Origin of the sequence: [Clostridium] symbiosum ATCC 14940 (assembly GCF_000466485.1) — a bacterium.
Taxonomy (GTDB): Bacteria; Bacillota; Clostridia; order Lachnospirales; family Lachnospiraceae; genus Otoolea; species Otoolea symbiosa.
On record NZ_KE992910.1, the window covers coordinates 1 to 26499 of the forward strand.

Genomic DNA, 26499 nt, shown 5'->3' on the forward strand with positions numbered 1-26499 from the left:
AAGACTCATAAAACAATCCCACCACCCCGTCCGCCGGCCGTAGGCGGCGTCCTCACCTGCTTAACTAAACATTTATGAACGTCTTCCCCTTTCTCCCATATAATAATATATAAAAAGCAAGCGAGGTATCAGATATATGGAAACCTACAACTACGATGATTCTGCCGCCATGCCCGGTTATGACACAGAAACTTCAGCTACCCCATCTGTTCCTGAAACCGGAAACAGCAATGATGTACCGGCGGCTCCCGGCTTCGGTCCCGAAGGTCCTGTAACACCGTCTGTTCCAACGAATCCAGCCGATTCGAATGTTCCGGCCACTCCCGGATTTGGCCCGTCCGGCTCCGTTACGCCTACCGTTCCGAGCAGCGGTATGAATGTTCCGGCAACTCCCGGGTTCGGTCCGCTTGGCCCTGTGACACCTTCTCTCCCGTCTTCTAACTCTAATATGGGATGTGTCAACTGCACCGGAAACATCATTTGGCCAAATTCTTCTACCGGAATCCTCTGGACCTGGGGAACACTCTCTCCATTTTTCTCAACAACTTCCGATATCGCCCATGTCCGCTTCTACAATGCGGCAGCTATTCGTGAGCCTCTTGACATTTACTTAAACGGTCGCCTTGTCGTATCAAATCTGGATTACATGAATTACACAAGATACCTTCATATCATTCCAGGCGTATACAGGCTGACGGTATTCAGAAGAACCAATCCTGGTGTTCCGATTATTGATACCGGTGTACAGTTCCGCGGCGGCAACAGCTATACCCTGACGATCCTCGGAACAGCCAACAGCTACTCCGTACAGGTAATGACTTCATAAAAGCCAGGAATCCCGGTTATCTTCTGTCACCGCCATTTATCGGCAAAAACAGGCAGCCCTCCTGCTGTTTCAGGGGGGCTGCCTGTTTTCACCTGCATTAAAATAACTATCTTTTAGTCCTTTTTCATCATTTTTGTTTTTTCAGTCACATGCTTTTTTATCGCTGCAAAGCTTTCCGAACTCACGACATGTTCGATTCGGCAGGCATCTTCTACCGCCGTTTCCCTGTTAACACCGAGAGCCACCAGCAATTCGGTCAGCATCGTATGACGCTCATAAATCGTCTCCGCAATCTCACGTCCCGATGGCTCCAGAGTGATATATCCCTCGTGATCCATGGAAATATATCCGTTTTCCCTCAGGTTTTTCATTGCAATACTGACACTTGGCTTGGAAAATCCCAGCTCATTGACAATATCGATGGAACGTATCATCGGTTTGCGTCTGCTTAAAACAAGTATTGTCTCCAGATAATCCTCTGCTGACTGTTGTATCTTCAAAATAACCTCTCCTCTTACTCTATAATCTCCGCCGCAGGTCCCTGTGGTACATTCTGCTTCCCCGGACTGCCGGTATCGCTTCCCGGGCCGGAAGGTACTGTCTCAGGGGGCGCTTCTTCCTGGGAAGGCAGCTCTGCAGGCGGCAGGACAGGCGGTGGTGCCTGGGCTCCCGTGCCGTTGCTTCCGGATGAATTCAGTATTCCCGTCATCCTGTTTCTCAATGTATCTCCGGTTATCTGGTTAATCAGCGCCTGGGCTTCCGCCTTAAACTGCTTTTTCGCTCCGGATCCTGATTTTCTCATCTGATCAATCAATTCCTGAGCCGCATCCGCCAGAGCGTGATCCTTTCGGAAATCCCCTACCGTATATCCGTCTGAGAGAAGCTCGTCGTCATCCCTGCCGGGCAGATACTGGCTGCCGTCACCGATTCCGGTTTCCGGACCGGGCTCCGTGAAGGATGCCGGTTCTAAGCCCTCTACCAGCTGTTCCATAGTCTTCTTCCAGATGGAAGCCGGATAAGTGGCACCGTAAAGGTTCGACAGCATCTTCGGCTGGTCGTAGCCTACCCATACGGAAATCGTATAATACGGGGTCATGCCGCAGAACCATCCGTCTTTACTGCTGTTGGTGGTTCCAGTCTTTCCTGCTGCTTCAATGCTGCTTCTCCAGCCCATCGAGGCGGCCGTTCCCCTGGAAATTACGCCTTTTAAAATATCTGTCATTACGTTGGCCGTATTTTCCTGATATACCTGAATGACAGGATACTCTTCGAAAACATTGTTGCCTTCGTTATCGAGCATCTTAACGATACAGGTCGGTTCTTTATAGCGCCCGCTGTCTGCCAGCGCCGAGTAAGCGCCCGCCATCTCTTCCGTCGTCGCTCCGTAGGTGAAGCCGCCCAGGGCGGAAGCCGGATAGTAATCATCAGGCACAATATTGTCAAACCGCATCTGTGTCAGATAGGACATTCCAAGTTCAGGTGTTATATCATCGTATACATACCATGCAACGCCGTTGCGGCTCTTCTCCACCGCCGTCCTCAGTGTCATCATATCTCCCGGCAGATCCTTCACCACAGCATCTTTCTGTTTGGCATCCTGAACCTTGATATTCTTCACCATCGTCGTGGATTTGTAACCGTTCTCCAGCGCCGGGGCGTAAACGATCAGCGGTTTGATAGTGCTGCCCGGCTGGCGGAAGCTCTGGAATGCGCGGTTCAGCGTATACGTATCCGTATCCTGGCTGCGGCCGCCCACGATAGCCACGACCCGGTTGGTGCTGTTGTCAATCACAGTTGCGGCGCCCTGTAAAGCGAAAATTCCATTTTCGGCCACCGCCTCGTCGAATGTCAGGACACTGTCCACCGACTCCTGCAGAATTCTCTGTTTGTCCGGTTCCAGGGAAGTGTAAATCGTATAACCTCCCGTATAGAGATTATCCCGCTCCTGGTTGTAAACTTCCTCATACCTGTCTTTGTATTCCAGATATTCGCTCTTATCCTGGAAACCATACTTGAAATCAAATCCATCCATCCTCATCAGATAGCGGATCGCACAATCGATGGCATAGGTCGTCTCATAATTCCTCATCGGCGTCTTCATCCGCTGCACATTGATGGTTTCCTCAAGCGCCTGCGAATATTCTTTTTCGGTAATAAATCCCATATCCTTCATATCACCGAGGATTTTATCTCTTCTCTTAATGGCATTCTCCGGATGCTTGTAAGGATTGTAGTAGGACGGTGAGTTCGGGATCGCGCACAGATATGCTATCTGGCTGAGGCTTAAATCATTTGCATCCACGCCGAAGTATCCCCTGGCTGCCGCCTGCAGTCCGTAATACGTATTGGCAAAGCTGATATCATTGATATAAAATTCCATGATCTGTTTTTTGGTATACTTCTTCGTCAGATCCATGGCAATCAGCATCTCCTTGGCCTTTCGTTCAATCGACACTTCCCTGGTCAGGAACCGGTTCCTGGCAAGCTGCTGTGTAATTGTGCTGGCGCCATGCTTTTCTTCGCCCTCGGTCTTGAAATAATTGATGGCGACACGAAAAATTCCTTTAATATCGATTCCCGAGTTGTCCCAAAATGTCCTGTCCTCTATGGCTATAAATGCGTTCACCGCATACTCCGGTATCTCATCATAGGTCAGATAGCTGGAATCCTCATCGCCGGTCAGCTTAGCAAGAACCTCGCCGTTCGCGTCATAGATGAAGCTGGCCTCCTGCAGCCGGAACGTGTCGGGCGTGCTGGCCTCCACAATCCCTTCCACCTGTGTCTTATACTCGAGATACATCGGATAGACCTTATAAGCCCCTATTCCCAGAACTGCCACCAGCGCAATGACACATATGATAAAAAGTGTCATGAATGTAACTTTCAGCACCTTGAACATTGATCTGAATATAATCTTGATGTATTTCCACAGACCTTTTGAATTATCCGGTTTCTTTTGTTTTTCTGCTTTTTTCACTTTTCTCTGCTGCTTCTTTTCCTGTTTTTGTGATTTTCTGCTTCTCGGCTTTCTCTGATGAAGCTGCTCGTCCGCTTCTTGGTCCCGGACATCCTCCGGTTCATTCTGCATATTGGTTCCTGTATGGCTTACCAGGGAAGATGCTTCGTGGTTTTCTGCCGGCGTCTCATCCCGGCCGTCCGCCGATACTTCGGATTCTTGTTCCGGTTCATTCGAAGCCGTATTTTCCGGCGTCTTCTCCGGCTGACCCATCAGTTCTGCTTCCGGCTGGTCCCCCGGTTGATTTTCCGGCATATTTTCTGTTGTCAATTCCTGTGTATCATCCAGTATGCCTTCCTGTCTACCTTCCATTTCATACCCCTTTTGTCATCAGTATATTTCTATTACCGTTTATGGCTTTCCATACCTTAATCGTGCCGCAAACAGTAACATATTTCTGCCGCAGGCAGAGTATGTCTCCTACTATTATAGGAGATTTCCCATTAAAGAACAACCATTAATTCCAAAACTTACTTCTGTAACCGCCTGTTTTTTCACGAATAGTATAAAATAACAGTAATTTTTGGAAGGAACTATCCATGAATACCTCCTTTCCCCAGCTTTTTCTGCTCATTACCGCTCTGTCGCTGGACGCCTTTGCCGCCAGCTTTGTCTATGGAACTGACCGCGTAAAAATCCCGGCTGCCTCAGTAGCTGTCATTACAGCCCTGTCCACCGGGATTCTCGTTCTCTTTCTTCTGCTGGGCAAATGGTTCGGAGGGCTGATTCCTCCCAGGGCCACCTCCGTTCTCTGTTTTCTGATTCTCTTTGCACTTGGTTTTATCAAGCTTTTTGACAGCACGATAAAATCATTCATCAGGAAATCAGATTTTTTTGAACGCAAGGTTTGTTTTTCAATTTCTAATTTGAATTTCATCCTGACGGTTTACGCTGATCCGTCGGCTGCCAACGGGGAAGACATTGCCGTCCTCTCACCTGTGGAAGCCCTGTCCCTTGGCCTGGCCCTGTCCTTAGACAGCGCGGCGGCCGGATTTGGAGCAGGCATGATGGTCACTCATCTGCCCCTCACCATCCTTCTGTCCCTTTTACTTAATACCGCCGCAGTTCTTCTCGGAAGCTTCCTCGGCCGGACGCTGGCGAAGCGCTCCAGTCTGGATTTATCCTGGCTCAGCGGCCTGCTGCTGATGGGATTAGCCCTAGGCAAGCTATTATGACCCTGCTGTGCCGCAAAGCTGTCTATGCTATCTCTTTGTTATGGTTTTTACCAACGCAATTACTTCATGCGCCAGCAGCGGGACGGCCGCCAGCAGCAGCAGGAACCCCCACTCGCCCGGTGAAAGGACTGCCGTTCTGAAGGCATCGACTAAAAACGGAATCTCCGTAACGGCAAACTGCAGGCAGAGCCCGGCTGCAAATGCCACAGCCATCAGCGGGTTGGTGAAGAGTCCGCTTCTGAAAATTGATACCTCCACGTTGCGCATCCCCACGGCATGAAAAAGCTCCGATAATCCAAGCACAGTGAACGCATAAGTCTGCGCCCGGCAGAGCACCGCTTCTTCCCTTAGAACCGCGGAAACAGCCGTCAAAGAGAATTCAACTCCTCTTCCGGTCACCACTTCCCAGGGTACACGGAAAAATGCCGCAAGGCTGATTGCTGCTATCAGCAGTCCGTAAAATACCGTATAGAACCATCCTCCTCCTGCAAACAGACTCTCTCCCGGCTTTCTGGGCGGTTTTTTCATGAGCAGGCTGCCGTCATTTTTATCCACCCCCAGAGCAAGGGCCGGGAGTGAATCTGTAATCAGATTAATCCACAGAATATGACTCGATTTCAGCGGCGAGGGGATACCTGCCGCGATGGCTGCAAACATAGTGGCTATCTCCCCGAAATTGGAGGAAAGCAGAAAAATAACCGACTTCTTTATATTTTCATAAATTCCTCTTCCTTCTTCAATAGCCCTCTCGATTGTTGCAAAATTATCATCCGTCAGTATCATATCCGATGCCTGCCTGGCCACGTCCGTACCCGTCTTTCCCATTGCTATTCCGATATCGGCGCTCTTTAACGACGGAGCGTCATTTACGCCGTCCCCGGTCATAGCCGTGATGTTACCGTCGGATTTTAACGCCCGGACAATTCTTACCTTATGATCCGGGGACACCCGGGCAAATACAGCCGCATTCCGTATCCGTTTTTTCAGCTCCCCGTCATCCATCCGCTCCAGCTCCGCGCCGGATATGCACTGCCCCTTCTCCTCGGCAATACCGAGCTGCCTTGCTATGGCGAAAGCCGTGTCCACATGATCCCCTGTTATCATCACGGTTCTTACCGACGCCCTTTTAAATGCTTCAACAGCAGCTTTTGCCTCGTCCCTCGGCGGATCAATCATTCCTGCCATTCCAAGGAAAACAAGATTTTTCTCTGTCGGCTTCGTCACCCCCTCCGCCATGGCTCCGGCCAGAACACGCAGGGCCCGTCCCGACATCGTCTCTATGGCCTCCTGGATTTTCTTTCTGTCCCTGCCTTCGAGGGGCTGCACTTTTCCATCCTTCATAATAGAGGTGCAGCGTTTCAGGACCTCGTCCGGAGCGCCTTTTGTATAAGAGACATATGACTTGCCTTCCCTGTTGAGGGTTGTCATCATCTTCCGGTCGGAATCAAAGGAAAGTTCCGCATATCTGGGTTTCTCCCTTTCTTCCCTCTCTTTCCTGATACCGCCCGTACCGGCCAGCCGGATTAGCGAGATTTCCGTCGGATCGCCCGTTTCCTCCGTCGCATCATTGCACAGACAGAAGCAGGTCAGAAGCCGGTTTCCTGTTTTCCCATATTCAATCGCCGGGGCTTCCCTGATTCTTCCGTCCAGATAGCAGGCCGTTACCGTCATTTCATTTTTTGTGAGCGTTCCCGTTTTATCGGAACACACCACACTGACAGCGCCCAATGTCTCGACCGACGGAAGCCGTCTTACAATGGTCCCCGCCTTTACCATTCTCGTCACACTGAGGGCCAGTACAATGGTGACTACCGCCGGAAGTCCTTCCGGCACTGCCGCCACGGCCAGGGAGATTGCCGTGATGAGCATCTCCATCACATCTCTTTTCTGCACCACTGCAAGTACAAACAGCAGGGCGCACAGAAATACCGCCGTAAGGCTCAGCACCTTTCCCAAATCCGAAAGTCGTTTCTGTAGCGGCGTCTCCTCCTCCGGAGCCTCATGAATCAGCGCGGCAATCCTGCCGATTTCCGTAGCCATGCCTGTAGCCGTTACGATTCCGCAGCCCCTGCCGTTCGTTACGTAGGAAGTCATGAACGCCATATTCTTCCTGTCCCCGACCTGAACCTCCGATGCGGCAACAAAGGTACTGCTCTTTGAAACAGGTACCGATTCCCCCGTCAGGGCGGATTCCTCTATTTTCAGGTTTGCCCCCTGAACAAGACGAAGATCGGCAGGCACCTGACGTCCGGCATCCAGAACCACCAGATCCCCCGGCACCAGTTCCTCTGCGGGCACTGTCATCTCCCTGCCTCCACGGATCACAACCGCTTCCAGCTTTGTCATCTTTCTCAGGGATTCCAGCGCCTTTTCCGCCTTTCCCTCCTGTATCACCCCTACCACGGCATTCATTGCCACCACAGCCAGTATAATCACAGCGTCACTGTACTCATGAAGCATAATGGAAATTCCTGCCGCCGCAAACAGGACAAAAATCAGGGAATCACAGAGCTGTTCCGCAAATCTCTGTGCCAGTGTTTTTTTCTTCGCCTCCCTCAGCATATTTTTTCCATAATGTTCCAGCCGGGTGCCGGCCTCTTCCTGAGTAAGACCTGTCCGGCCATTGCATTCAAATTGTCTGCAAACTTCTTCTATTGTTTTGTTTTCGTACATCTTATTCTCCCTTCCTCCCTGTGACAGGTTGTCTTATAGCAGCAGTTCTGACAGCATGAACTGTTACGTCTTATGGAACAATATGACAAAACAATAAAAAATAGAACTTGCCGTTACGATTCACGGCTCACCGGCCTGTGAGTGTATAGGTCATCTCCTTCAACAAAAACAGGAGAGAACCTCCGGCCGCATCCGGGCCTTCCCTCTCTCCTGTTTTCCGGACCTCGGTCCGGCCTTCCGTTAACATTGAAACAACTGAAGCTCCGGGCCTGTTCCTGCCTATGAATGGTTCCCGGCACAGCCCTGCTTATCTTCATTGCAGTGATTGCTGCCGCAGTCATGTCCATCCTCGTGATGATGACTGCATGATGTGTCCGGATTATAATCCAGGCTGCCTGCAAGCAGCTTGTCCACACTCTCATCCGCTGCTCCCGTGACACCCGGATAAAGGCGGATTCCCAGTTCATCAAGTGCTGCCCGTGCGCCGGCGCCGATACCGCCGCAGATGAGGGTGTCCACTCCATGCTCCTTCAAAAATCCTGCGAGTGCCCCGTGTCCGCTCTCTCCTGTACTGTAAACCCGGGAGGATATCACCGTATCTTTTTCCGTCTCATAAATCTTGAATTCCCCGCAATGGCCGAAATGCTGAAAAACCTGTCCGTCCTCATAAGTTACCGCTATTTTCATCATTACATACCTCCAAAAACATTTTTATACCTGATTTGCAAACTGTCATCTGCAGACCGGCACTTCTTTAGTCTACTCTCGTTTTTGTCATATGTCAATAATCACTTGTGCAGTCACCACATTGCCTGTTTTTCTTCTCACAGCAATTTTCACACCCGCTTCGGCGGCACTCCTTTTTACAGCATCCGGCCGAATGGGGACAGAGTTCATAGGCGCCTCCGCTGATACAGAGCCTTTTGCCGTCCACCAGCACCTGTGCCAGCTTTTTCCTGGCTGAATCATAAATATTCTGGACCGTAGTCCTGGCGACGTTCATCTGAGCCGCACAGTCCTCCTGGGACAGCCCCAGCCGGTCAATCAGACGGACAGCTTCAAACTCATCCATTGTCATCGTAACCGTGCCCTCCGCTTTCCCGTCACCCGGAATAAATTCCGTTACCTCCGGCAGACAGCAAATCCTTCTTCGTTTTACCGGCCGCGCCATCCATACCGCCTCCTACCGTTCCTTTTTACAAAATACCGCAGAACAGCGCTCAGCCATTCTGCGGTACCCTATTACTTAAAATTTCTGATTATTCTTCAACTGTTGCGTACATAAAGTACCAGTATCCGTATGGAGAATGCCAGGTTCCCTTTAATTTCGGGCTCTGTACCCAGAAGTCATTCTCATAGGCAACAGGTGCCATAGCCGTATCCTCTAACAGCATATTCTCTGCTTCATGAAGCAGTTTGTAGTGTTCTTCTTTGTCTGCTGTTGTACGCGCTTTTTCAACCAGGGCGTCAAACTCAGGATTACTGTATTTACCGTCGTTGTTTCCGTTGTTTGTCTCTAACAGGTTGATCATGTTGGAAGGATCATCGTAGTCATATACCCAGCCGTTACGTGCAATCTCGAAGTCACCGTTACGGCGTGTCGGTGTGAATGTGGACCACTCAACGATCTTGATATCTGTATTGATTCCAAGCTCTTTCCATGCGCTCTGTAAATACTCGGCGATTGGTTTGTGGTATTTTGCATCATTTGTCATGTACTCTACCGTCGGGAATCCCTGTCCGTCCGGATAGCCGGCTTCTGCAAGAAGCTGTTTTGCCTTCTCGAGGTCCGCTTCGTAATTATCAACGTTAAAGAAGTCGCCGCCGTTGTTTTCTCTGGTCACTTCCTCGAAGGAGGATCCCGGCGCGGCATCAGAGATGCCAGGGCCTACAAAGTTAGTAGCCGGGGAATATGTTCCCTGAGTTACTGTCTCTGCAATGTATTTACGGTCGATGGCAAGGCTTAAAGCTTCGCGCACTTTCTCGTTGTCAAACGGTGCTTTCTGAAGGTTGAAGGAGATGTAGTAGGTTCCCATGATCGGAGCGATATGGAAATCTTCCGTACCCATCAGGCTTGGAACTTCCTCGGAAGGAATATCTTTTGCCATCATGATCTCACCTGTCTTATATGCACTGTAGGAAGCATTTGCATCCTCCATCAGGACAAATTTCACCGTATTGACCGTAACTTTCTCAGCATCCCAGTAGTATGGGTTTTTCTCGTAAAGGATATAGGATCCCGGAACCCACTCTTTCATTCTCAGAGCGCCGTTTCCTACATATGTTTCAGGGTTGATTGCCCACTGATCGCCGTTTGCCTCAATGATGTCTTTCTTTACAGGGCTTAATACGGCAAAAGCGGAAATTTTATCATAATATACGCATGGGTTTGCAAGCTCTACAACAAATGTTTTTGCATCCGGAGCAGATACGGCAAGTCCATCCACTGCTGCCAGTGTCTCTTCCTCTGTTGCGTCTTCTCCTAAATTCAGGATTGCATCATAGCCTTTCACCATGCAGAGCATGTCATAGGCATATGGAGCTGCTGTCAGCGGATTTGCAAGACGTTTGTAAGAATATACAAAATCCTCAGCCGTCAGATCGGAACCGTCGCTCCATTTTAATCCGTCACGCAGATGGAATGTATAGGTTAAACCGTCATCTGATACCTCAAATGATTCCGCCTGTCCCGGAACAACGTTGTTCTCCTCGTCAAAGGTGAGCAATGTCTCAAATCCGTGAATAATCATGTTGGCTCCGTCGATTGCGGAGTTTAAGGCCGGGTCAAGTGTCTCCGGATCCGGTCCAATCTGGACTGCAAGGTCTAAGCCCCCCGCTGTCTCACCTGCTGCTGTTGTTGTGCCCTGTTCGCTTCCCTTGCTCTCATCGGTTCCCTTGGAACCGCCGCCGCAGCCTGCAAGAACTGTGGTGGAAAGCATCGCTGCTGCTACGAGTAGTGCTACTTTTTTCTTCATAATATCCTCCTTTGGATTTTTATTTTAACCGGCCGCCTGCCTGATGCAGGCAGCCGGCTAAGTGCATATCAATGACAAAGTCAATTCACCCGATCCAGGTGATGGCAGGCCGCATAATGGCCCTTCGACACTTCCTGCCATGCCGGCGTTTCTGCCGCACATCTCTCATCGGCATAAGGACATCTCGTTCTGAACCGGCAGCCGGACGGCGGATTAACCGGGCTTGGGACATCACCGCTTAATACAATTCGTTTAGACTGTCTGCTGGTTCTCGGATCTGCAATCGGAATAGCGGAAATCAGGCTCCTTGTATATGGATGCACACTGTGGAAGGTCAATTCATAGCTGTCGGCCAGCTCCACCAGATTTCCCAGGTACATAACTCCGATTCGGTTGGAAATGTGCTTTACAATTGAGAGGTCATGGGCGATAAAGAGATACGTTAAGCCCATCTGCTCCTGAAGCTCTTCGAACATATTGACCACCTGTGCCTGGATAGATACGTCCAGAGCCGAAACCGGCTCATCACACACGATGAATTCCGGATCGACAGCCAGTGCACGGGCAATGCCGACACGCTGCCTCTGGCCGCCTGAGAACTCGTGAGGATATCGGTTTGCATGCTCGGAGTTCAGCCCTACGCGGCGCAGCATCTCAATAATCTTATCCTGCCTGTCCTGTTTGCCGGACGCCAGTTTATGGATATCAATTGCCTCACCGACAATATCACCTACCGTCATACGGGGATCCAGGCTCGCATATGGGTCCTGGAATACAATCTGCATTTTCCGGCGGTAAGGCAGCATATTAACCGCCGTCTTTTTTCCGAACACCGGTTTTCCATCGGCCGTCCGGGGCTTTTCGTCTTCCCCGTAAAGCGGCACGTCGCCGCTGTCAAATATTGTCTCGCCATCATAGATGATCCGGCCGCTGGTCGGTTCATGGAGGCGCAGAAGGGAACGGCCCGTGGTCGTCTTTCCGCAGCCCGACTCTCCTACCAGTCCGAGCGTCTCTCCCTTATTAAGAAAGAAGGAGACATTATCGACCGCCTTTACCACTTTCTTTTCAAACATCTTGCCGCCGGCAACAGGGAAATACTGTTTCAGGTTCTGGACCTCGACTAATTTCTTATCTTCCATCAAATCTTACCTCCCTGTGCTTTCTCAAATTCCGCCTTCTGAAGGAGCCAGCAGGCGCTGTAATGAACATCCGAAATGTCGGTATATTCCGGCATTTGGCGCAGGCAGATCTTCATACAGGAATCACATCTCGGTGCGAACGGACATCCTGCCGGAGGATTCAGCATATCGACCGGACTTCCCTCAATCGGGACAAGGCGGCTGTGCTCTTTCTCGTTCAGCTTCGGGATGCTTCTCAGAAGCCCCTTTGTATATTCATGGGACGGATTATAGAAGATATCCTCCGTCGTTCCATATTCAACTACTTTTCCGGCATACATGACGGCAATCCTGTCACACATGCTGGCCACAACGCCGAGGTCGTGTGTAATCATGATAATCGCCATGCCGAGTTTTTCCTTCAGTTCCATCATCAGCTCCAGAATCTGGGCCTGGATGGTAACATCGAGGGCAGTGGTCGGCTCGTCGGCAATCAGAAGCTTCGGTTCGCAGGCCAGAGCAATGGCAATCATAACACGCTGGCGCATACCGCCCGAAAGCTCATGGGGATACTGCTTCAGCCTCTTCTCCGGCTCGTTGATGCCTACCAGGGTCAGAAGCTCTTTTGCCCTCTCCCTCGCCTCCTGCTTCGATTTATTTGTGTGAAGAAGAATCATTTCACAAATCTGGTTCCCGATTGTATATACGGGATTCAGGCTTGTCATCGGATCCTGGAAAATGATGGAAATCTCTTCACCGCGGATCTTTCTCATCTGGTTTTCAGTCATCTCATCAATCCGGTGTCCGTTGAATTCCAGGGTTCCCCCTATCAATTTACCGGGATAAGCGGTCAGTCCCATCAGGCTGTACGCGGTAACAGATTTACCGGAGCCAGATTCTCCTACGATACCCAGGACCTCCCCTTCCTTCAGATGGATGGAAACATCATTTAACGCCTTTACCTCACCGGCCGGTGTGAAGAAAGAGAGGCGTTCATTCTTAATATCTACTAAATATTCGCTCATTCTCTATTCCTCCTAGTTCTTCATCTTAGGGTCAAAGGCATCGCGCAGTCCGTCGCCTAACAGGTTAAAGCTCAGAATAATGACAGAAATCATTATCGCCGGAGCAAACAGGCGGTGCGGATAGCTCTGAAGACCGTTAATAGCGGCGCTGGCAAGGCTGCCCAGGGACGGCATCGGCGCATTAACGCCCAGTCCCAGGAAGCTTAAGAAACTCTCCGTAAAAATGGATGACGGGATCTGCAGCGTCGTTGTAACGATTAATGTACCGATACAGTTTGTTAACAGATGTTTTCTGATAATCCTGCCGCTGGAAGCGCCGAGAGCCCTGGCCGCCGTTACATACTCCTGCTCTTTCAAAATCATGATCTGGCTTCGCACGATACGGGCCATACCAACCCAGTAAAGAAGGGCGAATACCAGAAAAATACTGATCAGGTTAACACCGATTACACCGATCCATTCAAATCCCGGCTTCTGCGACAAATCCTTCAGCGGATAATTCAGCACGGCAGCCAGCAGAATGATGATCAGAACATCGGGAACCGTATATATGATATCGACAATACGCATCATCACCATATCGACCCATCCGCCGAAAAATCCGGAGATTGAGCCATACAGAGAACCAATCAGCAGAATGATGGCCGACGCCACCAGACCGACCAGCAGGGATACCCGGCTTCCCATCATGACGCGGACTGCGTAGTCGCGTCCCAGGTTATCGGTTCCCAGAATATGAGGGAATACCTTCTCTCCCGCTTCAATCTGAGCCAGCTCCGTCTCGGAATACTGCATCGGCGCCAGGTTTACGCTCGTTTTAATCTGCTGTTCATATTTATATGGATAAACCGTCGGTATAACAAAAGAAAGTACGAAGATTACCAGCACGACAATCAGGCTGACCATGGCAATCTTATTCTTTTTCAGGCGGCGCATGCCGTCCTTCCAGAATCCGACGCTCTCTCTCATTACAACGAGGCTCTGTTTCTCGCTTTCATCTGCCGGGAGGAAATCTTCGACATTCATCTGAAATGATAATTTATTCTTGTCCATCCTGTGTGCCTCCCTATTTCAGTTTAATACGCGGATCGATGATGGTATATAAAATATCCACGACCACGTTCATCGTAATAATCAAAGTTGCAAGGAATATTGTGGTTCCCATAATCAGAGGATAGTCACGCCCTGTGATGGCGCCGATAAATTCGGAACCAAGGCCCGGGATTGTGAAAATCTTCTCAACAATAAAGCTTCCTGTAACCGTGTACGCAAGCAGCGGCCCAAGATAAGTAACAACTGGCAGAATGGCATTTCTGAGCGCGTGCTTGAACACGCTGAAAAACCATGCCACGCCTTTCGCCCTGGCGGTTCTCATGTAGTCCTGTCCAAGGACATCCAGCATGGAAGAACGCATCAGACGTGAAATGTAGGAAGCCGGATACAGCGCCAGCGCCGTCACCGGCATGATATAATGCCGCCACGAGGTCAGTCCGTATGTAGGCAGCCATTCCAGCTCGAATGACAGTACATACATTAACAGCGTGGAAATAACAAAACTGGGCACCGCAATTCCGCAGGTGCTGAATATGATAATGATATTATCCGTCATCTTGCCCCTCTTAAATGCAGCAATGCTGCCAAGGGGGACGCCCACCAGTACGGCTATCAGGATGGAGATTCCTCCAAGCTTTGCCGAAACCGGGAATTTTGTCTCAATGATGGAATTAACCGTACGTCCTCTCTGTTTTACACTCGGGCCAAGGTCGCCGTGAAGCACCTTCCCCATATAAATGGTATATTGTTCCGGCAGTGGTTTGTCCAGCCCGTATTTTTCCATCATTGCCTGCTGGGCCTGGGGTGTGAGGGCCTTCTCAGCCATAAACGGACCGCCCGGTACCAGGTTCATCAGGAAAAATGTAAGAGTTGCGACAAGCCAGCAGGTAACAATTGCCAGACCGATTCGCTTTGCAATATATTTTGCCATGATACCTCTCCTTTCTGTATGTGACCATGCCGAATTTTGTCCTAAATTTCCATCTATCATTTTCCGGTTTTTGGAAATAATGGACACTATAAACACATTTGTCAATCTACTGCGGACATTCAAACGATAAAATAAAATCCCATGGTGGTATTCCATGGGATTTTCTGTTTGCCGTTATCCCGCTATCTAGACATTATGTCCCGGCTTTTATGTTCATTGCCGCAGCATTGACCATAAAAGGACCATAAAAATTCATTTTTAGTCACGTTTCATAGTATACCATAGTAATTGACGAAATGGCAATACGTTTCCCAGTTTTTTTACACGAAAAAAAGCGGAAATTTTTCCTGCCATTTCCGCTTCTTTCCTGTCATTTCCGCTTCTTTCCTGTTAAATATTTGCTGATTCCTCCATGATTCCCTGAAGACGGCTCCAATCGTTCATGGAATATTTCACGGCAATATATCCCAGGTGGTGATCCTTTTCCCTAATCGCCTGGATAAACAATTCATGGTGCAGCAGTACGGAAAAATGATTTTCATAGCTTTGCTGCTCATAGGAGTTCAGTATGTAAGGCCTGAATATCTCTATCAGGTTCCTGTAAACCTCCTGTAATACACGGTTTTTTGTTATCTCCGTAATAGTACGGTGAAACTTCATATCAAGATCCACCAGGATTTCCAGCTCTTTATTCTCTTCTATGGCCTGGTGAAGCTCATTTTCCACCAGGCATATCCGTTCGATGTCACTTTCCGTAGCGGCGCTTATTGCCTGTTTAATAATCCCGACTTCGAGAATCTCTCTCAGACTCTGTAATTCGACAAAATCCGAACCCTGGGAAATGATCTGGAAAAACAGGGCGTCAAACATTCCGGCGCCCGCAGACGCGCATACATACGTACCGTCGCCCTGGCGCACCTCCAAAATTCCGTATGATTCCAGAATTTTGATCGCTTCCCTCACGCAGCCCCGGCTTTTGTTGAATTTTTTACTCAGTTCCGGTTCTGTCGGCAGCCTGTCTCCCACCTTCAGTTCTTTATTGATTATCATTTTTTTAACGGCAGCAACAATTTGGTTTACATATGATCCTGATTTTTCCACTTTTACCTTTTACTCCTAATTTAATGGTCTCATTATATCCTGTTTTAGCTTAATATGCAATATTTTCAGCTCCGTCTCCGACAGCGTTACTATTCACGGCCCGGCTAACTGCCGGTCAGGCCCGTCTCCCCGAATAGCTTCTTCAGATACAGGATGGACTCCTCTGCCCACTCCTCCTCCTTTTTCAGGGTTTTATCCAGGTTATCTTCAGACGGCATCCAGAATTCAATGATCGTGCTGAAATCCTGCTGCGCTTCCTTACCGAGCCTCTCCAGAATCATTTCCACCTTCTGGCGTCCCCGTCCCACCGGGGTTCCCACTATCTGCAGCCCAACACTGCCCGGACTCCTGACTATCGTGTAATCCTTAAAATGAAGACAAACCGTATACTTTGCCAGCCAATTCAGAACCTCTTCCACCGTTTCCTCCTGTGACAGGGAATTGGTGGTATCTAAGACAATTCCATAGCGGCGGCTGTCCAGCCGTTCCATTATATAGGCAAATTCCTCTGCCTTAAACCGGTCATGGTTCTCTATTCCCAGAACGATATCTTTCTCCTCCAGGACCGGAAGGACACTTTTCAGCGTTATTATAATCTCTTCCAGATCCGGCTCATAACCATTGTCATCGATCACACAGCGCAGCAGCTTTGCATCCAGTTTTTCTGCAATAGCAATCATTCTTAACAGATTTCCTCTTGCCGCCCCTCTCATTCCCACTTCCAGCTTTATCCCGTTCTCCTCAGCTTTCCTGCGTATATCCGCAAGCTCCTGCGGCAGGCAGTGAGCTAACGGACTGTTCTCGCAGATTTGTACATAATGAAGATTATATTTCTTCGCCTTCTCAATCAGTTCACAGGGCGGCATTGCCTGCTTTACGGCCAGCTCCGGTCTGATCAGGCCTCCCAGTCCGCAGTGATAGGGATAAGTCCAGGAGCCGATTCCCAGTTGTGTCCTTCTCTTCTTTTCTACTGTCTTTTCTTTCAACGTCTCTTTTCCTCTCCTTCTTTTCCACTGTCTTTTTGCCCTGTCTCCCGGCATGCCTTCATCGTTACCCAATCAGCTCCGGCAGCCACGTAATAATCTGCGGGAAATTGCTGATTAGGATTACAAAGATAATCTCCACTATCAGGAACGGCACTATCTTCTTACAAATATTTTCTATCCTGCTGCCCGAGACTCTGGATGCAATATAGAGGTTTACCGCCATCGGCGGAGTAATCATTCCGACAGATGTATTGATTACCATAATGATTCCCAGAACCAGCGGGCTGATTCCCGCCGCATTCGCAATGGGAAGCAGAATCGGCGTCGTCAGAAGAATAATAACGCTGGTATCCAGAAAGCATCCCAGAATAAGCAGGATCATGTTAATTGCCAGAAGGATCATAATTCGGCTCTCAACCGTGCTGATGATTGCTGTGGAAATAATTCCCGGGATTCCCTGACTCGTCATAAACCAGGCAAACGGAGCCGAACAGGCGCAGACAATCAGAATCGTTCCCGTACTGATACCGGCCCGTTCGATACAATTGCCAAGCTCCTTCCAGCTCAGTTCCTTATAAACATATCTGCTGATAATAAATGCATAGAACACGGACACTACGCCGGCCTCCGTCGGAGTAAAGATACCGCCGTAAATACCTCCCAGAATAATTACCGGCATCATCAATGCTCCGAGAGCCTCTTTAAAAGCTTTGAAACCGGTTATTCCCTGAGCCTCCATCTCTGCCCTGACCGCATATTTGTCACGCTTGTCCTTCCTCATAATCCACATTGAGGTCAGACAAAGAATCAAAGCCAGCAGGATTCCGGGGACCACACCCCCAATGAATAAATCCGTGACAGATACCGAGGCTGCAATTCCGAAAACCACCATCGGAATGGAGGGCGGAATGATTACGCCAAGTGTTCCCGAGGCAGCCGCAATCGCTCCTGCCACATCGTCCGGATAACCGTCCTTTTTCAGTTCCGGGCACATCATCCCTCCGATAGCAGAAACAGTCGCCGGATTCGATCCGGAAATTGCACCGAAAAACATGGATGCCACCGTTGTGATACAGGCCAGATTGGCAGGCAGCCACCAAAGCGCTGCTTTGACGAACTGCACCAGCCTTTTTGAAATACCTCCCTTCAGCATCAGTTCCCCCGCCAGCATGAAAAACGGTACTGCCATAAATACATAATTATCAGCCTGGGTGAAAATCCGCTGTGCCAGAACTACCATATTGGTGTTCGGCTCAAAAATACTGAGCGCGGCCCAGGATGACATTGCAAGGGAAAAACAAATTGGAATGCCAAAGAAGATTGCCCCAAATAAAACGGCAAACAATACAGCCATAATCATTTTGCCTCTCCCCCCTTCTCATCCTTTCCTGATACCAACCGGATTGACTCTCGCAGAACAGCCTGCACCACTCCTAAAATCATTCCTGCCGGGATCGATGCATACGCAATCCACATCGGGATTTTCAGAGTCGGAGACTTCTGCCCCATGGCCGCAATCTTCATACAGCATTCCACACCGACCTTTGCCAGTATCAGCATAAACGCAACGGTCGCCAGGACGGCACATCCCCTGACAATCCCTCTGATGCTTGCAGGCAGTGCATCAACAACCGCCGTCATCTTGTAATGTCCATCTTCCTGCATCACCAGCGCGGCTCCTATAAAAGCCATCCAGATCATCAGATAACGGGCAAATTCTTCCGCCCATATCAACTGAGCGGTAAATAAACCGGTAATACGTGCAAGTGTATTGAGAAGAATTATGATACACATAATCGGAAGAAGGATTATAATCAATGTTTTTTCTGTTTTTGCAAGCGCGCCTGCAATTTTCTGAAGAAATTCTTTCATATCATTCTCCTGTAACGGTGAAAGACATGTTTAACATGCCTTTCACCGGTCCTTCTGGTTTAAGATGCTGCGTTCCTGCTGTGATCAGGATGGCTCCTATTCATAAAAAGCGTTCCAGTATTCGGTATCTATCCCACCTTTATACTTTTCAGCCACTTTAGCGGAAGCATCCTTCCATTCCTGGGTGTCAACCTGGGTAACTGTTACACCATATTCATCCCGAGCGATCTCTGCAATCTCATCCATTTTTTCCATTGCCCTGTTTCGCATAAATACGGCTGCATCTTTACCGGCCTGCTGTACGGCCGCCTGCTGCTGCTCCGTCAGAGAGTTAAACACATCTTCGTTGATCAGGAATACATATCCGGAAATAATGTGGCCTGTCATGGTCAGGTACTTGGCAGATTCAAATGCTCCCTGGGTGTAGAAGGCATCTAGAATATTATCCATCCCGTCGATGGTCCCCTGCGCCAGCGCAGTAAAAGCCTCTGTGGAAGCCATCGCAACCGGATTCGCCCCGATCTCACGGTAGAATTCAAGATGAATGTCGTTTTCCATGGTGCGGATTACCAGGTTTTTAGCATCAGCCGGTTTTGTCACTTCTTTTTTTCCGTTCAGCATACAGCGGAATCCCTGATGGCTGATGGCAAGGCCTTTTGTACCGATTGAAGAGAGGCTGTCCAGCATTTTCTGTCCAATGGCTCCATCCATAATCGCATAGGCATCTTCCAGTTTATTCATATCCACCATATATGGAAGATCCCAGATATTAAAATCATCCACAAAGTTGGCAAGAGGAGCCGTCGAGCCGGCATACATCTCTATTGTACCCATAGAAACGCCTTCGATGACATCTCTCTCGTTTCCCATCGTTCCGTCATAAAACACTTCCAGCCTCACGGTCCCGTCCGTTGCCTTCTTCAGGCTCTCGTTAAACACTTCCAGAGCTTCGGCCGGAAGGGAATTCTGGGATACGGTAATTCCACAGCGTATCACAGCCGCATCTTTGTTGTCTGCCGGTTCCTCTGCCTTCGGCGCCTGACCCGCTGCACCATTCGTGTTTTCCTGCTCCTGATTTTCAGTCCGGACGGTTTCAGACGCAGTGTCTTTCTGTCCGCATCCGCTTAATACTCCAGCCGTCATTGCTGCGCATAACAATAAGCTAATCGTTTTTTTCATTGGTTCTCCTCTCCTTTTGTTTTATCATTTCCTGCTGTTACCTGCCTGCCGCAGCCGTTATATCGAGAATACTCTTCGTGACATATTCCTCCGAGACCATCTCATCCAGCCAGCCGTCCCTGAAAATCTGATTCATTGAATTTTCCAGTGCCAAAATCGCTCCATCTGAAAATTTGGCATCAATCAGCCCGAACGTAATTGCCACCTGCACTCTCAAATGCCCCATCAGAAAAGAAAACAGTGCGTCCTTCGGAACGCCAAGCTCCACAAATCGGTCATAGGCCAGTTTGATTGCATAAATCATCGGAGCACCGATGGATTCCACCATCCCGGGCTCGCACATTCCCATCTGTTCAACCGTGATACGGAATGTCTTTCCCACCGGAGCAAAAATAATCCGGCTGATCTTCTCTCCCTCGGCATAATACTCCTCTTCTTTTCCCTCAGGCGCCTTGTAAACAGCGCAGGAACAATCCTGGGTGACAATACCTCCGAACAGATCCGGTTCCCCGTTCTCATCCACTTCAGTATTGAACAAATACGGGTGATGGGGATGTACCACAAAATACGCCAGATCATCACGGACAGGCATGACGTTGGCATAGGCCGCCGCCGGATCCAGTCCTACAACCATGGCTCCCGGCTTCATAATAGGAATGATTTCAGGCGAAAGCTTTCCTATTAATATGTCGGGAACAGCCAGTAATACTATGTCCATTTCAGGCACCGCAGTTTCCATCACTGCGATATCTTGAATCCCCAGTCCCTCGAGCCTTGCAATACCGGTCTCGCTGATTTCGCAAAAATAAGATTCATATTCTTCGCTCGTCCATAATTTTCTGCTGACACGAAATCCCATTTTCCCGCCCGCACCAATAACAATCAGTTTTTTCTTCATCGTATACTCTCCCTGTCTTGTCTCATTTGAATCATCCGATGTTTCGCCCTGTTTAACGCCGGCAGTTAAACTTTCAACGGCAAACATCTTATGTTTATATCTTTAGCATATAGAATTAATTAGCATTTGTCAACTATAAAATGTCTGTTTTTTTATATTTTTTGTTTAATTTATACTCTAAACTTTTATTTTATGCAGCCCTATTAGAATAAACATCATATCTTTAAAGAAACGTAGGGGATTTTATACTATAGGAATATTTCCTCGTATGATAAAAAGCGCAGCCGGCAAGCAGCATCTGTTTATCATGCTGTTTGCCGGCTGCGCTTTGATAACGCTCCGTCATTTCTTCTTTTTTGGCCGTTTATGCATCAGAAATCAATTCTTCTTCCCTCTTCGGCGGACTGGTAGGCGGCATAGATAACCTTGGTGGTTTCATAAGCCAGGCTGAATCCGGAAGCCGGGGCGCGGTCATAAGCCACAGCCTCCATGAAATCCTGGAGTTCGCCCATGTAGCCCCGGATAATTTCATCGTTCACAAACGCTTTGTTCCATCCCAGCTTAGCCGGAAGCATCTCGGATATTTCCACATCCTCAAGTCCGTCTTCGTCCAGGAAATAGGTATTCAACAGATCGGTAGGAGTGATATTGCAATTTAAAGCAGTGTTATTTCCATAGATCTCTATGTAGTTTTTCGTGCCTCCGAGAACGGTATCGCTGGCTATACACAAAGCTTTCGTCCCATCGGAGAACGTCACGCTGATTACACCGTAATCCTCCACATCTTCGGGCTGTGCCGCAATATGGCGGTGTTCATCCCCAGTCAGGCACCGGGTGGCACAGCCCACGTCACAGCTCACGCTCTGAACCGTGATCTCCTCATTTCGGGCCGCGGCCTCCTGCTGCTTGAGCCAGAGCATACCGCCCATCGGATGGGTTCCGGTACGCATCAGAGTGCCGCCGCCCGTCTTATTCCATTTGCCTGCCACCGGACTGCTGGAGCCTTTCAGGCTCTCCTCGCCCTTCATAAAAAGCAGCTTTGTCTTTTTAGCCCGGATGATCTCAGCGGCCTTCTGCACCGGTGTGGCATAAACGAAGTTTTCTGCATACATGAACTTCTTACCGGTCTTTTCCACCACCTCTTTCAGGCGGTCCATCTCGGCCAGGCACTGGCTAAGCATCTCACTCTTCGGTACCGTAACTCCGATATTCTCCTGTCCCGGCCGGCCGAAGTATCCGGTCAGAGGCTTTTCGCAGATAACATGCTTGCCTGCCTCCATGGCCTCGATAGCGATGGATGTATGCAAAAAAGGCGGAAGTACGATATCAATCACTTCAATTTCAGGATCCTCCAACAGCAGACGGTAATCGCTGACCGCCTGTTCATAGCCGTAGCGCTCCTTCACCTTTTCCGCAAGCGGGAGATTCAGATCACAGACAGTCTTTAGCCGGACAGAAACGCCGTTCACCTTCTCGTAGCCGTTACCATGCAGATAGGCGGCGTAGCCCGCACCTACGGTTCCAATTACTACAGTTTTTGTTTGACCACAACTCATAACTTTTCCCTCCTGTCAGCTGATAAATACCTCTCTTAATAAAATAAGGTTTTCGTCTTTTTCTTGCTGTTTTTATTAACCTTTGATATTATTAAGATAGCACAGGACGGGAGGTGGAACAATTGCGTTCCCCGCCTTTATTCATAACATTTCAGTTATGTATTTATAGTAAACGACAAAAAAATTGCCGTTTACTATAAGCCTCCGGGGGGATGTACACGATTTTTGCAAGGAAGCTTCTGCGTTTACACGCAGCAAAAATCGGCACAGGAAACGTCATAAGGAAAAGATTTATGACGTTTCCTATAATTTATATTGCGCATGAAAGGAGGACAGGCTTTCTGCCTGCAGCATATTATGACTCTTCGTCAATTACAGCATTTCGAGAATCTGGCCCGAACCCAGCACTATCAGCGTTCTGCCGAGCTGCTGGGAATCAGCCAGCCGGCTCTCAGCCGCTCAATCAGTTCCCTGGAGCTTGAACTTGGCGCTCCTCTCTTTGAAAAACAGGGCCGGAATGTGGTCTTGAACCGTTTCGGACGTGTTTTTGCAGAACATATTTTTACCGCCATACATGAAATTGACACCGGTGCCGCTCATCTCCGGGATATGACCGATCCCCGGAAAGGCGTAATCGAAATGTCGCTGAACTATGCAACCTCCAACATTTATCTCCCCCGCATATTGCGCGCCTACATGGCCGGACGAAATCAGGATGAACTGACCTTCCAGTTCCGGCAGTCCAACACCCCGGCCATTTTAACCGATGTGCGGGAAGGTATCAGTGAACTTGGTCTATGTTCCTATATGGAGGATCAGCCTGAGATCCTGCTTTACCCGGTGGTCCGCTGCCCGCTTCTCCTGCTGGCTCCTCCGGGACATGCTCTGGCCCGCAGAGAGCAGGCGTCACTCCAGGAAATCAGCCGGTACCCAATGATTTTTTCAGTCGATAAGACTCACTATATCGAAAACCTGCTCCATTCTCAGGGCTTGGATCCCATCATCGCCTGCCGTATGTGGGAGGATCGCTCCATCGCCAATCTGGTCGCCTGCGGCTTTGGCCTGTCCGTTCTTCCCTACGATCCACAACTGGAGGCCTGCGGTATCGTATGGGTTCCCATCAGTGACTCCTGTGCCTACCGTGAATTCTATCTGGCGGTATCGCGCACCCGCCCGCTCTCCGTCCATGCACGCGATTTCTGCCGTTTTATGCTGAATGACGCCGTACAAAGCGGGGCGCTGAAGCAGATGCCTTTCCATATTTAACCGTACGAAAAGGCGCATCCGGAGTATTCAGGCGTTCGTCACAGCCGTCACCGCAGTGTTCTTACTATTTGCCGTGCATTCAAAAACCAGGCATCCTCCGGATTAACATACAGGATATGGTTAATTTTCCCAAGCAGCGACATCCTGTACCTCTGGATTCCGGCTTCCCCAAGGGGCAGAAATCTGGTATCATGAATTGCTTCCAGATGAGAACGAAGTCCAAAACGCCCGCAATAATGAAGCTCCTGCCGAAGCCGCCTCCGGTACTCCTTCGATAGCTGGGGCTTCTGGTTTACCACAATCCCCGTAACCTCCTGTCTCTGATGACAGGATACCGCCTTTGTTTTCTTCGTATTCAGCTCAAATCCCATAGCCTTTAGAAATCCGCCGGCTTTGCGTATCACTGTATCTGCATCGAACTCACCTGAAAATGACATATCGTCGCAATACCGGCTGTAGCGGATCCCCTTCTCCCCGCACCAGGCTCCCATATATGTGTCAAACGGCTTCATTACAAGATTGGATATTGCGGCGGATGTCGGCGCTCCCTGGGGCAGATAATCACGGTAACAGCACAGATAAGTCAGAATCGTTCCCACCGACGGCGGAAAATAGATGGTTGGAAATGCCTGTTGATATACCTGACTGAACAGGATATTTTCAAAAAAATCTTTAATATCCAGCTTCAGAAGCAGCTTAGCCCCGCTGTGCGGCCGGGCATTGAGCCGTATTCCCGCCCCCTTATGGTATGCCGTTGCATATGGGGAGACCGGCATCTGATCAAGAATATTGTGCAGGATATTGCGCTGAATCTTTTTTAAAAGAGGATCGGGTACCAGAAGACGGCGGATGCTCCCATCCCTCTTCCTGATCTCAGCCGGATGATAATGCTTTTCTATATGATTACTGACAGCATAAAGGCAGGCCAGCTGCTCCCCGTCCTCCCTGTCAGTCCTGCCAAGCAGACGCAATGATAAGAGAAATTCCCTGCTCTGCTCCGGCGTACAATATTTCCATAGTCCTGTATTTTCCATACAATCTCTCCCATGCAGGAACCATACTTAAAAAGATTCTTCAATATGCGAAGATGTACCGGACTGTGGCAAAGCCACAGAAAGCACACAAAGTGTGCGGCGTACCTTGCAGCAAATTGAAGTCTGCAGGCCCTGCCTGCGTCTGACTTTGATAACCGCCGGCGGCGACTCGCCGCCGGCCCAAAGCGGATGCTTTGGCTGCGCTATGGTTCCTGCTGTTTGATGTAATGCCAATATCACTATACTAGCATATCTGCTCCGGATTGCAAGAAAAAAGTATGAACTGCCGGTTATTAATTATAAAACTGCCGAAGTCACAACGCCTATCACAAATAAAGGCAGGGAGAATACAAGCACCGCCGGAACGGTCGAGTCCCATATATGATCGTGTTGTCCATCCGGATTCAGCCCTGATGTCGGTCCCAATGTCCCGTCAGATGCCGGAGAACACACGTCACCAACCGCTGCCGCCACCCCGATCAGACTCGCCGTGCCCAGGGCAGTATAACCAAGTGTCATACACATAGGCACATAGATGGCAGAGAGGATGGGAACGGTTCCGAAGCAGGTTCCGGTTCCCATAACGATAGTGAAACCAATCAGAATCAGCACGGCGGACGCTATAAATTTCGATGCAGACAGCACATTTGCAGAAACTGCAACCAAATTTTCGATTCCGTGCGTTGCCACAATCACCTCGGAAAAGCCGCTGGCCGCTAACATAATAAAAGAAATCCAGCCAATCATTGCTATTCCGCTGTTAATAGTTTCGTCAAGCTCCGAATATTTAAAGCAGCCCGTAACCACCATAATCAACAGCCCTACAAGGCCTCCTATTACAAGAGAATTGAAAATCAGCTGAATAATAAAGGTAGATAAAGCGGCAAGGATTGCGCCGATATGCCGCCTATTCAAAACATTTTTTCCCTCCACTTTATTTCCTGCATCAGCTCCCGCTATAATAATCTCCTTATACTCCCTCGGTTTTCTGTACAACACCAGAACAGCAAACAGCAGACCAAGCAGCATTCCAATACCGGCCGGAAATATCATTGCTTTCCAAATCTCCATTGTCTCCATCGGCATTCCGTATTTCGTCATATTGCCGGCAATCAGATGATGGAAAATCAATCCGTACCCCACAGGCAGAAACAGATATGGCGCTCTGTTCCCCCAGCAGAGTGCACAGGCAACTGCTCGCCTGTCAATCTTCATACGATTCATCATATAGATAAGCGGCGGGATTAAAATCGGCATAAAAGCAATATTGACAGGAATTATTGTACCGGACAAACTGGAGATACCTGCAATGACAGCGATAAACAAAAATTTTTTTCCCTCAAAAACACGCTGCATCCCATCCGATAAAATTGACATTAACCCCGTTTTTGCAATTCCTACTGCGATAGCCCCCAAAAGGATATATGACAATGCTGTCTCTGAGTTTCCGGCCATCCCATTCATGAATATAGTCATAGTTTGATCAATCGGCATCCCGGCAGCAATCCCTCCCACCATGGATGAAATGATAAGGACTAACAGAACATTCAGCTTTAACAGGCAAAGCACACACATCAGTATGACAGAAATAACGACTGGATTTCTGATAATATCTAACATAGTTCCCCTCCTAATACCAGGCCCATAAGAGCCTGCCCCATAAGTTTTAAGTTTATTTTGCCCCGACTCTAATGACCCCATTTACCGCGTCGAGAGTTACAAGGTCCCCGTCCTTGATTTCACTGAAGAATTCCGGATCCACTTTATGGACCATCGGAATTTCCATTGCTACCGCCGCCGTCACCAGCACCGTGT

22 protein-coding genes are annotated in these 26499 nt (G+C 49.1%); 3 read left to right on the top strand and 19 right to left on the bottom strand.

Annotation, left to right across the window (positions count from 1 at the left end; translation table 11 throughout):
- The first annotated feature begins 136 nt into the window (after positions 1 to 136).
- Entirely contained in the window at positions 137 to 826 is a 690-nt protein-coding gene (locus tag CLOSYM_RS22430; protein WP_021642112.1) for a DUF4397 domain-containing protein, read from the top strand.
- Positions 827 to 939: 113 nt separating this feature from the next.
- On the opposite strand, the gene CLOSYM_RS10490 is transcribed toward CLOSYM_RS22430, so the two are convergent.
- Complete coding sequence (locus CLOSYM_RS10490) at positions 940 to 1326, bottom strand: metal-dependent transcriptional regulator (protein ID WP_003504544.1); 387 nt, start codon at positions 1324 to 1326, stop codon at positions 940 to 942.
- Positions 1327 to 1340: 14 nt separating this feature from the next.
- Entirely contained in the window at positions 1341 to 4154 is a 2814-nt protein-coding gene (locus CLOSYM_RS10495; protein WP_021642113.1) for a transglycosylase domain-containing protein, read from the bottom strand.
- A 227-nt stretch (positions 4155 to 4381) separates the two neighbouring features.
- Between CLOSYM_RS10495 and CLOSYM_RS10500 the strand changes: the two genes are divergently transcribed.
- Positions 4382 to 5017, top strand: a complete 636-nt coding sequence (locus CLOSYM_RS10500; RefSeq protein ID WP_003504548.1) for a manganese efflux pump — start codon at positions 4382 to 4384, stop codon at positions 5015 to 5017.
- 27 nt (positions 5018 to 5044) lie between these two features.
- On the opposite strand, the gene CLOSYM_RS10505 is transcribed toward CLOSYM_RS10500, so the two are convergent.
- The 15 genes from CLOSYM_RS10505 to CLOSYM_RS10575 form a co-directional block, all read right to left on the bottom strand.
- Complete coding sequence (locus CLOSYM_RS10505) at positions 5045 to 7690, bottom strand: cation-translocating P-type ATPase (RefSeq protein WP_021642115.1); 2646 nt, start codon at positions 7688 to 7690, stop codon at positions 5045 to 5047.
- A 279-nt stretch (positions 7691 to 7969) separates the two neighbouring features.
- Positions 7970 to 8380 (bottom strand): NifB/NifX family molybdenum-iron cluster-binding protein, encoded by a 411-nt coding sequence (locus CLOSYM_RS10510; protein WP_003504551.1) that lies wholly within the window; start codon positions 8378 to 8380, stop codon positions 7970 to 7972.
- Between the two features lie 91 nt (positions 8381 to 8471).
- Positions 8472 to 8861, bottom strand: a complete 390-nt coding sequence (locus CLOSYM_RS10515; protein ID WP_003504553.1) for a DUF134 domain-containing protein — start codon at positions 8859 to 8861, stop codon at positions 8472 to 8474.
- 88 nt (positions 8862 to 8949) lie between these two features.
- Positions 8950 to 10665 (bottom strand): peptide ABC transporter substrate-binding protein, encoded by a 1716-nt coding sequence (locus CLOSYM_RS10520; RefSeq protein ID WP_003507558.1) that lies wholly within the window; start codon positions 10663 to 10665, stop codon positions 8950 to 8952.
- 80 nt (positions 10666 to 10745) lie between these two features.
- Positions 10746 to 11804, bottom strand: a complete 1059-nt coding sequence (locus CLOSYM_RS10525; RefSeq protein WP_003507559.1) for an ABC transporter ATP-binding protein — start codon at positions 11802 to 11804, stop codon at positions 10746 to 10748.
- A complete protein-coding gene (locus tag CLOSYM_RS10530; RefSeq protein WP_003504556.1) occupies positions 11804 to 12808 on the bottom strand; it encodes an ABC transporter ATP-binding protein in 1005 nt (334 codons plus the stop codon). Before CLOSYM_RS10530 ends, CLOSYM_RS10525 begins: the two co-directional genes overlap by 1 nt.
- A gap of 12 nt (positions 12809 to 12820) precedes the next feature.
- On the bottom strand, positions 12821 to 13861 hold the full coding sequence (locus CLOSYM_RS10535) for an ABC transporter permease (protein ID WP_003504557.1): 1041 nt from the start codon (positions 13859 to 13861) through the stop codon (positions 12821 to 12823).
- 13 nt (positions 13862 to 13874) lie between these two features.
- Positions 13875 to 14792 (bottom strand): ABC transporter permease, encoded by a 918-nt coding sequence (locus CLOSYM_RS10540; RefSeq protein WP_003504558.1) that lies wholly within the window; start codon positions 14790 to 14792, stop codon positions 13875 to 13877.
- Positions 14793 to 15182: 390 nt separating this feature from the next.
- The gene (locus CLOSYM_RS10545) at positions 15183 to 15893 is read right to left on the bottom strand and encodes a FadR/GntR family transcriptional regulator (RefSeq protein WP_021642118.1); all 711 of its coding nucleotides are present in this window, start codon (positions 15891 to 15893) and stop codon (positions 15183 to 15185) included.
- Positions 15894 to 15997: 104 nt separating this feature from the next.
- Positions 15998 to 16951 (bottom strand): sugar phosphate isomerase/epimerase family protein, encoded by a 954-nt coding sequence (locus CLOSYM_RS10550; protein ID WP_021642119.1) that lies wholly within the window; start codon positions 16949 to 16951, stop codon positions 15998 to 16000.
- Entirely contained in the window at positions 16944 to 18239 is a 1296-nt protein-coding gene (locus CLOSYM_RS10555; RefSeq protein WP_009298971.1) for a TRAP transporter large permease, read from the bottom strand. The genes CLOSYM_RS10550 and CLOSYM_RS10555 overlap by 8 nt, the downstream gene beginning before the upstream one ends.
- The gene (locus CLOSYM_RS10560) at positions 18236 to 18751 is read right to left on the bottom strand and encodes a TRAP transporter small permease (RefSeq protein ID WP_009298972.1); all 516 of its coding nucleotides are present in this window, start codon (positions 18749 to 18751) and stop codon (positions 18236 to 18238) included. Before CLOSYM_RS10560 ends, CLOSYM_RS10555 begins: the two co-directional genes overlap by 4 nt.
- Positions 18752 to 18847: 96 nt before the next feature.
- Positions 18848 to 19930, bottom strand: a complete 1083-nt coding sequence (gene dctP / locus CLOSYM_RS10565) for a TRAP transporter substrate-binding protein (RefSeq protein ID WP_009298973.1) — start codon at positions 19928 to 19930, stop codon at positions 18848 to 18850.
- Between the two features lie 37 nt (positions 19931 to 19967).
- The gene (locus CLOSYM_RS10570) at positions 19968 to 20828 is read right to left on the bottom strand and encodes a phosphogluconate dehydrogenase C-terminal domain-containing protein (RefSeq protein WP_044902354.1); all 861 of its coding nucleotides are present in this window, start codon (positions 20826 to 20828) and stop codon (positions 19968 to 19970) included.
- A 371-nt stretch (positions 20829 to 21199) separates the two neighbouring features.
- On the bottom strand, positions 21200 to 22384 hold the full coding sequence (locus CLOSYM_RS10575) for a Gfo/Idh/MocA family protein (RefSeq protein WP_009298975.1): 1185 nt from the start codon (positions 22382 to 22384) through the stop codon (positions 21200 to 21202).
- A 357-nt stretch (positions 22385 to 22741) separates the two neighbouring features.
- On the opposite strand from CLOSYM_RS10575, the gene CLOSYM_RS10580 reads away from it, so the two are divergent.
- On the top strand, positions 22742 to 23650 hold the full coding sequence (locus tag CLOSYM_RS10580) for a LysR family transcriptional regulator (RefSeq protein WP_242828669.1): 909 nt from the start codon (positions 22742 to 22744) through the stop codon (positions 23648 to 23650).
- Positions 23651 to 23697: 47 nt separating this feature from the next.
- Here the strand turns inward: CLOSYM_RS10580 and CLOSYM_RS10585 are convergent, their stop codons facing one another.
- Positions 23698 to 24684 carry a reverse transcriptase family protein gene (locus tag CLOSYM_RS10585; RefSeq protein ID WP_003507561.1) on the bottom strand — a complete coding sequence of 329 codons (987 nt, stop codon included), beginning with the start codon at positions 24682 to 24684 and terminating at the stop codon, positions 23698 to 23700.
- A gap of 297 nt (positions 24685 to 24981) precedes the next feature.
- On the bottom strand, positions 24982 to 26304 hold the full coding sequence (locus tag CLOSYM_RS10590) for a Na+/H+ antiporter NhaC family protein (protein ID WP_021642123.1): 1323 nt from the start codon (positions 26302 to 26304) through the stop codon (positions 24982 to 24984).
- Positions 26305 to 26499: the final 195 nt, after the last annotated feature.

Coding starts and splice junctions, on each gene's coding strand:
- CLOSYM_RS10560 (WP_009298972.1), bottom strand. CDS start 18,751: ATGAAAGAATTTCTTCAGAAAATTGCAGGCGCGCTTGCAAAAACAGAA.
- CLOSYM_RS10500 (WP_003504548.1), top strand. CDS start 4,382: ATGAATACCTCCTTTCCCCAGCTTTTTCTGCTCATTACCGCTCTGTCG.
- CLOSYM_RS22430 (WP_021642112.1), top strand. CDS start 137: ATGGAAACCTACAACTACGATGATTCTGCCGCCATGCCCGGTTATGAC.
- CLOSYM_RS10535 (WP_003504557.1), bottom strand. CDS start 13,861: ATGGACAAGAATAAATTATCATTTCAGATGAATGTCGAAGATTTCCTC.
- CLOSYM_RS10575 (WP_009298975.1), bottom strand. CDS start 22,384: ATGAGTTGTGGTCAAACAAAAACTGTAGTAATTGGAACCGTAGGTGCG.
- CLOSYM_RS10495 (WP_021642113.1), bottom strand. CDS start 4,154: ATGGAAGGTAGACAGGAAGGCATACTGGATGATACACAGGAATTGACA.
- CLOSYM_RS10525 (WP_003507559.1), bottom strand. CDS start 11,804: ATGGAAGATAAGAAATTAGTCGAGGTCCAGAACCTGAAACAGTATTTC.
- CLOSYM_RS10515 (WP_003504553.1), bottom strand. CDS start 8,861: ATGGCGCGGCCGGTAAAACGAAGAAGGATTTGCTGTCTGCCGGAGGTA.
- CLOSYM_RS10570 (WP_044902354.1), bottom strand. CDS start 20,828: ATGAAGAAAAAACTGATTGTTATTGGTGCGGGCGGGAAAATGGGATTT.
- CLOSYM_RS10520 (WP_003507558.1), bottom strand. CDS start 10,665: ATGAAGAAAAAAGTAGCACTACTCGTAGCAGCAGCGATGCTTTCCACC.
- CLOSYM_RS10540 (WP_003504558.1), bottom strand. CDS start 14,792: ATGGCAAAATATATTGCAAAGCGAATCGGTCTGGCAATTGTTACCTGC.
- CLOSYM_RS10585 (WP_003507561.1), bottom strand. CDS start 24,684: ATGGAAAATACAGGACTATGGAAATATTGTACGCCGGAGCAGAGCAGG.
- CLOSYM_RS10590 (WP_021642123.1), bottom strand. CDS start 26,304: ATGTTAGATATTATCAGAAATCCAGTCGTTATTTCTGTCATACTGATG.
- CLOSYM_RS10505 (WP_021642115.1), bottom strand. CDS start 7,690: ATGTACGAAAACAAAACAATAGAAGAAGTTTGCAGACAATTTGAATGC.
- CLOSYM_RS10580 (WP_242828669.1), top strand. CDS start 22,742: ATGACTCTTCGTCAATTACAGCATTTCGAGAATCTGGCCCGAACCCAG.
- CLOSYM_RS10510 (WP_003504551.1), bottom strand. CDS start 8,380: ATGATGAAAATAGCGGTAACTTATGAGGACGGACAGGTTTTTCAGCAT.
- dctP (WP_009298973.1), bottom strand. CDS start 19,930: ATGAAAAAAACGATTAGCTTATTGTTATGCGCAGCAATGACGGCTGGA.
- CLOSYM_RS10555 (WP_009298971.1), bottom strand. CDS start 18,239: ATGATTATGGCTGTATTGTTTGCCGTTTTATTTGGGGCAATCTTCTTT.
- CLOSYM_RS10530 (WP_003504556.1), bottom strand. CDS start 12,808: ATGAGCGAATATTTAGTAGATATTAAGAATGAACGCCTCTCTTTCTTC.